Annotated in this window: 12 protein-coding genes; 7 read left to right on the forward strand and 5 right to left on the reverse strand. The window is 71.7% G+C overall.

What is annotated here, in order from left to right; all coding sequences use genetic code 11:
* Nucleotides 1-21 precede the first annotated feature (21 nt).
* Together HHX31_RS15265 and HHX31_RS15270 are read right to left on the reverse strand one after the other, a co-directional pair.
* Nucleotides 22-1,044, reverse strand: coding sequence for a LacI family DNA-binding transcriptional regulator (locus HHX31_RS15265; protein WP_169948945.1), 1,023 nt, complete (start codon nt 1,042-1,044; stop codon nt 22-24).
* Nucleotides 1,031-3,463, reverse strand: a complete 2,433-nt coding sequence (locus HHX31_RS15270) for a glycoside hydrolase family 3 N-terminal domain-containing protein (RefSeq protein ID WP_169948946.1) — start codon at nt 3,461-3,463, stop codon at nt 1,031-1,033. The genes HHX31_RS15265 and HHX31_RS15270 overlap by 14 nt, the downstream gene beginning before the upstream one ends.
* 383 nt (nt 3,464-3,846) lie before the next feature.
* Between HHX31_RS15270 and HHX31_RS15275 the strand changes: the two genes are divergently transcribed.
* From HHX31_RS15275 to HHX31_RS15305, 7 genes are all read left to right on the forward strand, one after another.
* Complete coding sequence (locus HHX31_RS15275; RefSeq protein ID WP_169948947.1) at nt 3,847-5,166, forward strand: extracellular solute-binding protein; 1,320 nt, start codon at nt 3,847-3,849, stop codon at nt 5,164-5,166.
* A 2-nt stretch (nt 5,167-5,168) separates the two neighbouring features.
* Nucleotides 5,169-6,083, forward strand: a complete 915-nt coding sequence (locus HHX31_RS15280; protein WP_169948948.1) for a carbohydrate ABC transporter permease — start codon at nt 5,169-5,171, stop codon at nt 6,081-6,083.
* A gap of 110 nt (nt 6,084-6,193) precedes the next feature.
* Entirely contained in the window at nt 6,194-6,988 is a 795-nt protein-coding gene (locus tag HHX31_RS15285) for a carbohydrate ABC transporter permease (protein WP_311931805.1), read from the forward strand.
* Between the two features lie 215 nt (nt 6,989-7,203).
* On the forward strand, nt 7,204-7,536 hold the full coding sequence (locus HHX31_RS15290; protein ID WP_169948950.1) for a hypothetical protein: 333 nt from the start codon (nt 7,204-7,206) through the stop codon (nt 7,534-7,536).
* Complete coding sequence (locus HHX31_RS15295; protein ID WP_169948951.1) at nt 7,536-7,925, forward strand: hypothetical protein; 390 nt, start codon at nt 7,536-7,538, stop codon at nt 7,923-7,925. The genes HHX31_RS15290 and HHX31_RS15295 overlap by 1 nt, the downstream gene beginning before the upstream one ends.
* A gap of 104 nt (nt 7,926-8,029) precedes the next feature.
* Nucleotides 8,030-8,434, forward strand: a complete 405-nt coding sequence (locus HHX31_RS15300; protein WP_169948952.1) for a hypothetical protein — start codon at nt 8,030-8,032, stop codon at nt 8,432-8,434.
* 123 nt (nt 8,435-8,557) lie between these two features.
* Entirely contained in the window at nt 8,558-8,878 is a 321-nt protein-coding gene (locus tag HHX31_RS15305; protein WP_169948953.1) for a hypothetical protein, read from the forward strand.
* Between the two features lie 19 nt (nt 8,879-8,897).
* On the opposite strand, the gene HHX31_RS15310 is transcribed toward HHX31_RS15305, so the two are convergent.
* The 3 genes from HHX31_RS15310 to HHX31_RS15320 form a co-directional block, all read right to left on the reverse strand.
* Entirely contained in the window at nt 8,898-9,257 is a 360-nt protein-coding gene (locus tag HHX31_RS15310) for an STAS domain-containing protein (protein ID WP_311931806.1), read from the reverse strand.
* Nucleotides 9,247-10,608, reverse strand: a complete 1,362-nt coding sequence (locus tag HHX31_RS15315; protein ID WP_211589765.1) for a PP2C family protein-serine/threonine phosphatase — start codon at nt 10,606-10,608, stop codon at nt 9,247-9,249. Before HHX31_RS15315 ends, HHX31_RS15310 begins: the two co-directional genes overlap by 11 nt.
* 79 nt (nt 10,609-10,687) lie before the next feature.
* The gene (locus tag HHX31_RS15320; protein WP_211589766.1) at nt 10,688-11,689 is read right to left on the reverse strand and encodes a small ribosomal subunit Rsm22 family protein; all 1,002 of its coding nucleotides are present in this window, start codon (nt 11,687-11,689) and stop codon (nt 10,688-10,690) included.
* Between the last annotated feature and the right edge of the window lie 9 nt (nt 11,690-11,698).

The following is an 11,698-nucleotide window of genomic DNA, read 5'->3' on the forward strand; positions in this document are numbered from 1 at the left end:
CCGGTCCGCCCCCTGAGGCCCCTACCGGACCGCGGGCGCGGCAGGGGCGGTGGAGCCCCGCACGACGAGCTCCGTGGCGAGCTCGACGTGGTGCGACTCGATGCGTTCCCCCGCCGCCAGGCGCAGCGCCGTACGCACCGCGACGGCGCCCATCTCGCGCAGCGGCTGCCGCACGGTCGTCAGGGGCGGCGAGGCCATCCGGGCGATCTGGGTGTCGTCGAAACCGACGATGCTCAGGTCGTCCGGCACCCGCAGCCCCCGCGCCCTGGCCGCCTCCAGCACGCCGAGCGCGATGTCGTCACAGCCCGCGAAGATCGCGGTGGGCGCCTCCGACAGGGCGAGCAGCGTCGAACCGCCCGCCAGGCCGTCGTGGTAGTGGAAGTTGCCCGTCTGCACGTACCCCGGCAGGAGCGGCGCCTCCGCGGCCTCCATGGCCGCACGGTAGCCGTGCAGCCTGGCCTGGTTGCAGGCCGCGGTGGCCGGTCCGCCCAGATAGGCGACACGCCGGTGCCCGAGCGCGAGCAGGTGCTGCGTCGCTGCCAGGCCGCCGGCGAAGTTCGTTGAGCCGACGCTGGTCACCCGGGCCCGCGGCAGGTTCAGCGGGTCGATCACGACCAGGGGCAGCCGCGCCTTGGCGAGGGCGGCGAGCTGCCCCGTGGTCAGCTCACCCGTGACGGCGACCAGCGCCCGCCGTCCGGCGGCCACCAGATCGCGCGCCCACCCGGCGGTGCGGTCGGCGGTGCGCCGGATGCTCACCACGACCGCCACGTCGAGATCGGCCCCGGCCCGCACCGCGCCCTGGACGATCTCGGTGGAGTACGCGTTGAGGTCCGCGTCGAACTCCACCTCGATCGTGCCGGGCGCGGGCTCGGCCCTGCGCTGCGGCGGCGCGACGTAGTCGTGCTGCTCCAGCAGCGACAGCACCAGGGACCGGGTCTCCGGCGCGACGTCGCTGCGGCCGTTGAGCACCTTCGAGACGGTCGCGACCGACACCCCGGCCGAGGCGGCGACCATGGCGAGAGTGGCCCGCCTACGACTCGGCATCTGTTCGTCCCTGCTCGGAACCCGCCGCCGATCGCACCTCCACGGGGGTGACCAGCCGCCTGCCGCGGCCGACGTGCCGCACCTCGCCGGTCAGCCGTACGCGGCCCTGGCACGGCAGGTCCGACGCGGAGGTGCCCACGAACACCTCGACGTCACCGGGCTCGACGATCCTGCGCAGGTCACGTCCGGTGAAGGCGGTCCTGTCCGCGTGCACGGCGAAGGTCGCCCGCGCGCTCTCGCCGGGCTCCAGCCGCACCCGGGCGAACCCGGCGAGCTGCCGCATCGGCCTTGTCACCTGGGCGAGCACGTCGTGCAGGTAGAGCTGGACGACCTCCTCCCCCGCCCGGCCGCCCGTGTTGCGCACGCGCACCGACACGGTGAACTCCCCGTCGGTGGGCACCTCGTCGTGGCTGATCTCCAGGTCGTCGACCTCGAACGTCGTGTAGGACGTGCCGTGACCGAACGGGAACAGCGGCGTCGGGTCGAGGTTGCTGATGCCGTGGCTGTGGGAGCCGAGCGGCGGCTGCAGGTAGGTGCCCGGCTGCCCGCCCGGGGTCCGCGGGATCTGCACCGGCAGCTTCCCGCTGGGCTGCACCCGGCCGGACAGGACGCCGGCGATGGCCGCGCCGCCCTCCTCGCCCGGCATGAACGCCTGGACGAGCGCGGCGGCCCGCTCGCGCACCCGCCCCAGCGCGTACGGCCGGCCCGAAACGACGACCACCACGACCGGCGTGCCGGTGGCGGCCAGCTCGGTCAGCAGGTCCTCCTGCACGCCCGGCAGCCGCAGGTCCTCCACGTCGCAGCCCTCGCCTGACGTGCCGTTGCCGAACAGCCCGGCCAGGTCGCCGACGACGGCCACGCACAGGTCGGACTCCCTGGCCGCCCGGAGCGCGGCGTCGAAGCCGGAGCGGTCCTCGTCACGCCAGTCGCAGCCACGCTCGTGGACGATCTCGGTGTCCGGCAGCTCGGCCCGCAGCGCGTCGAGCAGGCTGGGCGCCTCCAGGCCCAGCCCGAGCCCCGGGTGGCGGGGCAGCACGTGGTTGGGGAACGCGTAGCAGCCCATGAACGAGCGGGGGTCGTCGGCGCAGGGCCCGACCACCGCCAGCCGTCGCGGTCCTGTCCTCTCACCGTCCAGCAGCGGCAGCGCGGTTCCGGCGTCGAGCAGCACGATCGACCGTTCGGCCAGCTCGCGGGCGAGCGCCCGGTTGTCCGGCGAGTCGAGGTCCACGGCCTCCGCCCCGGCCACCGACTTCTCCGGCGTCCAGTCCGGGTCGAGCAGCCCGAGCTCCGCCTTCTGGGTGAGCAGGCGGCGCGCGGCCCGGTCGATCAGCGACTCCGGCAGCTCACCCCGCCTCACCCGCTCGGCCAGGTGCTGGCCGAAGCCGAGCGTGTCGGGCAGCTCGACGTCGAGGCCCGCGGTCAGCGCGAGCACCCCGGCCTCCTCGTGGTCCGCGGCGACCTGGTGCATCTTCGCGAGGAACGCGATCGCCCAGTAGTCGGACACGACCGTCCCGGTGAACCCCCACTCGTCGCGCAGCACCTCGGTCAGCAGCCACGGGTCGGCGGCGGCCGGGACACCGTCCACGTCGGAGTAGGAGTTCATGACGGAACGGGCGCCGCCCTCGGCGATGGCGGTCTCGAACGTCGGCAGGATCATGTCCATCAGCTCGCGCCTGCCCATGGGCACCGGGCCGTGGTTGCGGGCCGCGCGGGAGGCGGAGTAACCGGCGAAGTGCTTGAGCGTGGCGATGACGCCGGCGCTTTCCAGGCCGCGCACGTAGGCGGCGCCGAGCATCGCGACGAGATACGGGTCCTCGCCTATCGTCTCCTCGACCCGGCCCCAGCGGTAGTCGCGGACCACGTCGAGCACGGGCGACAGGCCCTGGTGGACGCCCACGGCGCGCATGTCCCGCCCGATCGCGGCGGCCATCCGCTCCACCAGTTCGGGGTCGAACGTCGCGCCCCAGGCGATGGCGGCCGGGTAGACGGTCGCTCCGTAGGTGGTGAAACCGGTCAGGCACTCCTCGTGGACCAGCGCCGGGATGCCGAGGCGGGAGTGCTTCACCACCTCCTCCTGCAACCGCACCACCTCCGCGGCGCCCTCCGCCGCGGTCAGGGGGCCGCTGCCGAAGACCCGCGTCAGATGGCCGAGCCCGTGCCTGGCCGCCTCCTCGATCGGCACTCTCCCCGAGGCGGCGAACACGTCCTGCATCGGGGCGACGTTGTGCGCTCCGTCGGGTTCGACCTCTTCGTCGGGTTCCATGTCGTTACCGATCCACCGGCTGCCGAGCTGGCCTATCTTCTCCTCAAGAGTCATCTCGGCGAGGAGCGCCTCGACCCGGTCGGCCACGGGGAGCTCCGGGTCCTGCCACGCCTGGAGCGTCCCGTCCGCCGTGTGCGTGCGATCAGGGGCCGTCATCTGCTCTCCTCAAAGAAGTTTCGAAACATTTCGGCCTCGGGGCCGATATCTTCCGCAGGTTTCGGCCGACCAAGATCAGCCGGTATACGCCTGTTCGCCGGTACTTTACACACGCCTCACGCCGAGCTGGAGGGGTCGTGAGAGCGCTCTTGACAGTGAGGTACGGCATATCTAGATTGGCGTGCCACGCGGCTTGTGTCGAAATGTTTCGAACGAGCTGAATTCAAGAAGGAGTGGACAGTGGCACCGGGGTGCCGATCCACGTCGCCCCCTTGCCGCGTCCGAGTCGTTTTCACTGAGCCGCGGCCAGCCTCGGCGTTCGACGTACGGAGATCAGCGTGGAGTCCAGGACACCATCCCGCCGCAGTTTCCTCAGCCTTTCCATGGGCCTCCCCCTCGGTGCCGCGTTGGCGGCCTGCGGCACGTCCGGCCCGGCCCCCTCCGGCGGGGGCGCCTCCGGCGGAGCCGCGGGCGGCGACGGCGGCGGCGGAGGCAAGGCCACCTACTGGTTCCTCCAGGGCCCGCCCGGCGAGGCCCCCCGCACCGCGGCCGTCGAGCGGTTCAACAAGGCCAACCCCAACGGCCAGATCGCGATCACCACGATCCAGAACGACGCCTACAAGACCAAGATCAAGACGGCGATCGGCGCGAACCAGGCGCCCACCATCATCTGGGGCTGGGGCGGCGGCGGTCTGCGCAGCTACGTGCAGGCCGGCCAGGTCGAGGACCTCACGTCGTGGTTCGGCGAGAACGCCGCCGTGAAGGACCGGCTGTTCCCCGGCGCCTTCGGCGCCGCAACGATCGACGGCAAGATCTACGCGATGCCGTGCGAGACCGTCCAGCCGATCGTCCTGTTCTACAACAAGAAGGTCTTCGAGAAGGTCGGCGTGCAGCCGCCGCAGTCGTACGGCGACATCCTGGACCTGGTGAAGAAGTTCAACGACGCCGGCGTCGCGCCCTTCTCGCTGGCCGGCCAGTCGCGCTGGACGAACATGATGTGGCTGGAGTTCCTCTTCGACCGCATCGGCGGCCCCGAGGTGTTCCAGGCCGTCTTCGACGGCGAGAAGGACGCCTGGAGCAACCCCGCGTCCATCGAGGCCCTGACCAAGATGCAGGAGCTCATCAAGGCCAACGGCTTCATCAAGGGCTTCTCCTCCGTCACCGCCGACTCCAACGCCGACCAGGCGCTGCTGTACACCGGCAAGGCCGCGATGATGCTGCACGGCAGCTGGTCGTACGGCATCCAGCAGGAGCAGGGCGGCGACATCGTCTCCAGCGGCGGCCTCGGCTGGATGAACTTCCCCGGGGTCGACGGCGGCAAGGGCGACCCGTCCAACACCGTCGGCAACCCCGGCCAGTACCTGTCGATCTCCTCCAAGGCGACGCCCGAGGAGAAGGAGATCGCCAAGAAGTTCTTCGCGACCGGCGTGCTCGACGACGAAGAGCAGAAGGAATGGGTCAGCACGGGTGGCGTGCCGATCGTCAAGGGCTCCGACAGCCTGTTCGCCGGCTCCAAGGACGCCGAGTTCCTGAACTTCATCTACGGCGTCTCCAGCAACGCCAAGGTGTTCGCCCAGTCGTGGGACCAGGCGCTCAGCCCGACCGCGGCCGAGGTGCTGCTGGACAACATCGCCAAGCTGTTCCAGCTGTCGATCTCGCCCCAGCAGTTCGCCACGAACATGAACGCGGTTATCGGTAAGTAAGCATGTCCGCCATCACCGCTCGAAGGACGTCGTCCGCCGCCGCGTCGCGCGGCGGCGGCGTCCTGCCCTGGCTGGCGCTGCCGGCCCTGGTGGCCTTCGCCGTCTTCGCGCTGATTCCGCTGATCGGGGTCCTGCTGCTCAGCTTCACGTCCTGGGACACCCTGGGCGAGATCCAGCTGACCGGGCTCGAGAGCTGGCGGCAGGTGCTCACCGACCCCGGCCTGCCCCACGCGCTGTGGGTGACGTTCCTGATCATGCTGCTCTCCTGGGGCTTCCAGACCCCGGCCAGCATCCTGATCGGGGTGTTCCTGGCGGGCCACCAGCGCTACCGCGAACTGCTCGCGGTGCTGTACTTCATCCCGCTGCTACTCAGCTCCGCGGCCATCGCGATCACCTTCAAGGCGCTGCTCGACCCGAACTTCGGGCTCGGCGCCGGGCTGGGCATCGACTTCCTCACCCAGGACTGGCTCGGCGAGCCGGGCCTCGCCTTCGGCGTCGTGATCTTCGTGGTGTCGTGGCAGTTCATCCCGTTCCACTCGCTCCTCTACCAGGGCGGCGTACGGCAGATCCCGCGTTCGCTCTACGAGGCCGCGGAACTGGACGGCGCGGGACGGGTGCGCATGTTCTTCAGCATCACGCTGCCGCAGCTGAAGTACACGATCATCACGTCCTCGACACTGATGCTCGTCGGCTCCCTGACCTTCTTCGACCTGATCTTCGTGCTGACCGAGGGCGGTCCCGGCGACGCCACCCGCGCGCTCGCCCTGGACATGTACAAGCGCGGCTTCCAGGCCAACCTCATGGGTGCGGCCTGCGTGATCGGCGTCATCCTCGTCCTCGTGGGCCTCGCTCTGGCGCTGCTGCTACGCCGTATCGGCGGCCGCGACCCCTACGCCAGTCAGTTGGAAGGGGTCTGACCGTGACCGCGACCCACACATCGAGGGCGGCCAAGCGCCCCGCCACGTCCGGGGCGCACGGACGCCATCCGGCGAAGAGCCGACAGCGTCCGAACTGGCTGGGTGGGCTGGTGAGCTGGCTCTGGCTGGCCGTGGTGCTCATCCCGATCTACTGGATCGTGATCACCAGTCTGAAGACGCAGTCCAACTACTACTTGACCAACCCGTTCGCGCCGCCCGCTGATCCGACGCTGGACAACTACCGGCTCGTGATCGAGATGGACTTCCCGCTGTACTTCTTGAACAGCCTCATCGTCGCCATCGGCACGGTGATCCCTTCGGTGCTGTTCTCGTTCATGGCGGCGTACGCGATCGTCCGGAGCAGCGGCGCCAACCGCTTCCTGCGCGGGATCAACTCGCTGTTCCTCATGGGCCTGGCCATCCCTCTGCAGGCGACGGTCATCCCCGTCTACCTGCTGATCATCAAGATGCAGCTCTACGACTCGCTGACGGCGCTGATCCTGCCGTCGATCGCCTTCGCGATCCCCCTGTCGGTGCTGGTGCTGTCCAACTTCATCAGGGACGTGCCGAAGGAGCTGTTCGAGTCGATGCGGCTGGACGGCGCGTCCGAGTGGAAGACCCTGTGGGGCCTGGCCTTCCCGCTCACGCGGCCCGCCGTGGTGACGGTGTCGATCTACAACGCGTTGCAGGTCTGGAACGGGTTCCTGCTGCCGCTGATCCTCACCCAGAGCCCCGACAAGCGCACGCTCCCGCTGGCTCTCGCGGCGTTCCAGGGAGGACCGTACGGCGTCAACGTGCCCGCCGTGCTCGCCTCCGTCGTGCTGACCATCCTGCCGATTCTGATCCTCTACACCGTCGGCCGCCGTCAGCTGCTCAGCGGCCTGACCGCCGGTTTCAGCAAGTAGCCGCAGGTCCCACGCTCCGCCGTACGAACGGCCCGGGCCGGCGAGTCCGGCGCCGGGCCGTTCGTACGACCAGGCCGGCCGGTCAAGGGCCGCGTAATGATCCGGCCCGCTTTCCGCCGGGGCCGGGACGCGGGCCCGCGAGCGGGGTAGTGGCACCGTCGATGCCCATCATCCGCGCCCTGCCGCGATCCCCTGGACTCCCGCCGCGCCGGCCCATGCCTGTCGTGGTCACGCTCGCCGCCGTGCTGGCCCTCGCGCCGGCCGCCGTGCTGGCCCTCGTGCCGGCGACCGCGTACGCGGCGGGGGCCGGAGACGGCAACGGGAACGGCTCGGCCGTACGCGTGGGCAACGGTTCGGCCAACCGGACGATGGTGACGATCGGCAGCACCCGGCTGCGCGGCGTCCTCCACCAGCTCTCCAACGGAGTGGGCGGGGTGAGCAGCGTGCAGGGCGGCCTGTGCAGGCCGGGCGGCCGAGCCTGCTCACTGTCGCAGCACATCCGTGCCCGCGGCACCGGCCCGGAGGGCCGCCGGGCGGCGGACCGCTGATGCGCGCGGGTCTCACCCTGGTCGCGGTCACAATGGCCGCAGTGGCCCTCGTCGCGTCGCATCCTGCCGCCGCCGGGCTCGCGGCGGTCACCGGCACGGCGGGCGACCGCAACGGCAACAGCACCACCGTCCGCCTGGGCAACGGAATGCGCAACGTCAGCGAGATGACGGTGGGCAGCTCCCGCAGCCGCTCCGGCATCCAGCAGAGGACGGTCGGCGTCAGCGGGGTCGCGAACGCGCAGAGCACGATCTGCGGGCGCGAGTCCCGCTCCTGCCACATGAGGCAGCGCATACGGGCGTCGGACCGGGAGATCGAGATGACCGGCCCCGCCGAGGAGCGAACCAGGCGTGCCGCCAGAAGGGCCGCCATATCCCCATACAGGGGTTAACCCTCGATAACGTAGCGTGACGAACGCGCCCTTCCGGGGTAGATGCCCGGCAGGTCCGTACGGGCGGACCTCCATCGGGGACGGCGGGGAAGGCGTAGAAGACCATGGCTCGTCACACGGGGCGGCGCGCGTCCATCGGACCGGCGGCGCGACTGCTGGCGCTGACCGCGCTGACCTGCGCGGGCGTCTGCCTCGCGCTCTCCCCGGCGCTCTCCCCGACGGGCGCGGACGCGGCGACCGGCCGCAGGCACGGCGGCGGTGGCGGCGACGGCAACGGCGCCAACTCGCGCTATCTGATCAACAACGGCCTCAACAACCTGAACTCGCTGTTCCTGGGCAGCCAGCGGAACCTGTCGGGCACCCAGCAGGTCATCACCGGGGTGGACGCGTCGGTGAACACCCAGGCGTCCAACTGCATGAACCGGCCCGGCTGCAGGGGCTCCCAGAACCTCTCCGGCCGCAACCAGAGCTCCCCGAGGACGCGCGGCACCGTGATCACCGGACGCTGACAGGCGGGTGACGAGGGAGAACGTGACGGGACACGCGCGCCGGTGACCACCCGGGCGCCGCCGCGGAGGTTACGGTGTGACCACGCGCGCCGAGCGGGCGGCGCATGGCGAAAGGCGATGGCGGTGCTCATTCCACGCGGCGCGTCCCGGCTTGTCTCGATGTCCGCCGCCGCGCTCGCCGCGGCGGCCGCCGCGCAGGCCCTCCTCGCCGCCCCCGTGAGCGCGCGGACCGGGCGTGACCCCGGGGACGGCCCGATCTCGCTCGGGAACGGCACCCGCAACCGCAACATCCTCCACCTGGGCAGTCCCCTGCGGAACCGGGGTCAGCAGCACACCGCGGTCAGCACCGCCGGCGGCGCGACCAGCGTGGCGGACGGTTTCTGCCGCCGGGTCAAGGACTGCGACATCAGGCAGAACATCATGGTCGCCGTCGCGCCGCTGTAGCCGCGCCCGCCGGTCCCGCTCACCCGCTCAGAGCGCGTACGGCCTCTTCCGGACTGTCGTAGAAGGCGAGCAGCCGGTCCAGGCCCATGATCTGGAAGACCCTGGCGATGTCCTGGTCGAGGCCGGCCAGCAGCAGGGCGCCCCTCGCGTCGTTGGCGCGCTGGTGGGCGGCGACCAGCGTGGCGATGCCGGTGGAGTCGCAGAAGGTCAGCCCGGACAGGTCGATCACCAGGTCGGCGCCGGGGCCGAACTCGATCTCCTCCAGTGCCCTCCGCAGGTGTGGAGTGGTGTGATGGTCCAGGTCACCGGCCACGACCAGCAGGCGCGGACCGGAGACGTGCGGCTGAAGGGCGACGGTCAGGTTGTTTTCATGCGGCACCGAGACTCCCTGAGGACGGTGTTCTGGTGATTGGCGGGACGGAAAGGGCGAGGACCGCGGTGTCGTCCGACACCCCCCTGCCCAGAGCCGTGATCAGGTCGTGCACGGTGGTCAGGAGGGCGTCGGCGCTCGTGGGCCCCGCGGCGGCGAGGTGCGCGGTCAGCCCGTCCTCGTCGAGCATCGAACCGGTCGGCGTCCGGGCCTCGGTGAGTCCGTCGGTGTACAGCAGCAGCGCGTCACCGGCGTTCAGCCGCGCGCTCACCTGGGCGAAGTGCGGATCGCGCAGGATGCCGATCAGCTGTCCCCCGGCCGGGTGGATGGGCTCAACGGTGCCGTCGGCCCGCACCGCAAGCGCCGGGGGATGCCCTCCGGTGGCGAGCGTCACGCCGAACCCGTCGCCGTCCGGCTGCAGGACGCCGAAGACGGCCGTGCAGTACGGCGCGGGGGCGTCGCCGCCCGCGTGCTCCTGTTGCAGGACCGCGTCGAGGTTGGCCAGCACCGCGTGCGGGTCGGCGTCGTAGACGGCCGCGGCCCGCAGGGTGTAACGGACCAGTGACGTCAGCGCGGCGGCGCCGGCGCCCTTGCCGCAGACGTCGCCGAGGAAGAATCCCCACCGGTCGCCGTCGAGCGGGAACAGGTCGTAGAAGTCGCCGCCGACCTCGTCGGCGGACACGGGGTGATAGGCGGCGGCCGCGCGCAGTCCGGGCACCCGGGGCAGCGCCGGCGGCAGCAGGGTGCGCTGCAGGGTGCGAGCCAGCCGTTCCGCGCCCGCGCGTAACTCCCTTTCGACCTCGACCGTGCGATGGGCCGCCAGCCGTATCTCCAGTTCGTCCATGACCAGCGCGGCCAGGTCCCGCAGGCAGGCGAGTTCCTCGTCTCCGGCCTCACGGGGGCGGACGTCCATGACGTTGACGCTGCCCAGCGCCTCGCCGTCGGCCGTCGTGATCACCGCGGCGGCGTAGAAGCGGATGCCGGGCTCGCCGCGCACCACGGGGTCGCCGGCCGCCCGGGGGTCCCGCAGCAGGTCGTCGACGACGTGCGGCCCGCCGTGCCGCACGGCCGCGGCGCACAGGCCGTCGAGCAGCGCGCTCCGCGGCGGCGGCCCGTGCGCGGCGACGACCCGGACCGTGTCGTCGCCGGCGATCGTCACGCTGGCGAAGGGGGCGTGGAAGATCCGCGCGGCCAGGGTGGCCACCCGGTCGAACGCTGCGCCCGATGTGGTGTCGAGGGCCGCGTAGCGGCGCACGGCCGCGAGGCGGCCCGCCTCCACGGCCTCCACGGCGGAGGCGAGGGGCATCGGCCTGCCGGGCGCTTCGTCGACGGTGCTGACCTCTGGCTCCTTCCGTCTCACGGTCGCCGCCCGGAGACCGTGGCCGTTCGGTGATTCGCCCTATCCTACGAAACCGCCGAGCCGTTGCTCGCCCGCCCGGCTAACGGGCGACCGGCGGCCACGCGTCGCCCCAGACGGCGTCGCGCGCCTCGCGGTACGTCTCACCCTGCCGCTTGGAGACCGCGCGGTCGGCCAGCCCGTCCTCCGCCGTGCACAGGCGCAGCGTGACGAGCCCCTTGCGCTTGAGCGGATGACGCAGGACGCGGCTCTCCGCCCGCGGCCACGGCCGGGCCGAGGCCGCCACGAAGGAGAACTTCTCGTCCTCGAAGCTCAGCGTGCCGTCCTTGATCCGCCGGTGCAGCGCGGTGCGGTTGAGGCGGACCGCGAAGTGGCACCAGTCCCGCTGCTCCGCGCTGATCGGGCACTCGCCGACGTGCGGGCAGGGCGCCACCAGGTGCAGGCCCAGCCCGGTCAGCAGCCGCCGTGCCGCCGCGATCCTGGCGTACCCCGCGGGCGTGCCAGGCTCGACGATCACGAGCATGCCGGCGTTCCGCTCCGTCGCCGATGCCAGCGACTCGACCACGTCCTCCTGGACGGCGGGCGACAGCTCGCCGAGCACGTAGGACATCGTGACCAGGTCGGCCGTGGGCGCGGGCACGCTCCGGTCGACGACCGCCTGCTGCCAGCGCGCCTCGCGCACGGCGGCGGCGGGCGCGCGGGCGGCCAGGCGCCGCCCGAAGGCGATGGCGGAGGAGGACTGCTCGATGACGGTGGCCCCGCGCAGCGCGGGCCATACCGCGCTCGCGGCCCACAGCGCGCTGCCCGTGCCGCCGCCCACGTCCACCTGGGTCTCCGGCGCGAACCCGGGCGCGAGCAGGGCCACCTGACGCAGCGCGGCGCTCATGGCGCTGTAGGTCGCGGGCATGCGATACCCGGCGTACGCGGCGACCGCGGCCTCCGAGCCCAACGCGGGCACGCTTCGGTCGAAGCCCTCCCGGTACTGCCGGATGAGCGTCCTGACGCTCCGCGTCAGCTCGGCCGCGGGGAAGCGTGCGAGCGACTCCTCCAGCGCGTCTTCCAGGTCGTCGGGAAGGATGGACACGGCGTTCAT

Source organism: Microbispora sp. H11081 (assembly GCF_012999535.1).
Classification (GTDB): Bacteria; Actinomycetota; Actinomycetes; order Streptosporangiales; family Streptosporangiaceae; genus Microbispora.

Bases quoted from the DNA above. Each gene is read 5' to 3' on its own strand.
- HHX31_RS15265 (WP_169948945.1), bottom strand. From the start codon at position 1,044: ATGCCGAGTCGTAGGCGGGCCACTCTCGCCATGGTCGCCGCCTCGGCC.
- HHX31_RS15270 (WP_169948946.1), bottom strand. From the start codon at position 3,463: ATGACGGCCCCTGATCGCACGCACACGGCGGACGGGACGCTCCAGGCG.
- HHX31_RS15275 (WP_169948947.1), top strand. From the start codon at position 3,847: ATGGGCCTCCCCCTCGGTGCCGCGTTGGCGGCCTGCGGCACGTCCGGC.
- HHX31_RS15280 (WP_169948948.1), top strand. From the start codon at position 5,169: ATGTCCGCCATCACCGCTCGAAGGACGTCGTCCGCCGCCGCGTCGCGC.
- HHX31_RS15290 (WP_169948950.1), top strand. From the start codon at position 7,204: ATGCCTGTCGTGGTCACGCTCGCCGCCGTGCTGGCCCTCGCGCCGGCC.
- HHX31_RS15295 (WP_169948951.1), top strand. From the start codon at position 7,536: ATGCGCGCGGGTCTCACCCTGGTCGCGGTCACAATGGCCGCAGTGGCC.
- HHX31_RS15300 (WP_169948952.1), top strand. From the start codon at position 8,030: ATGGCTCGTCACACGGGGCGGCGCGCGTCCATCGGACCGGCGGCGCGA.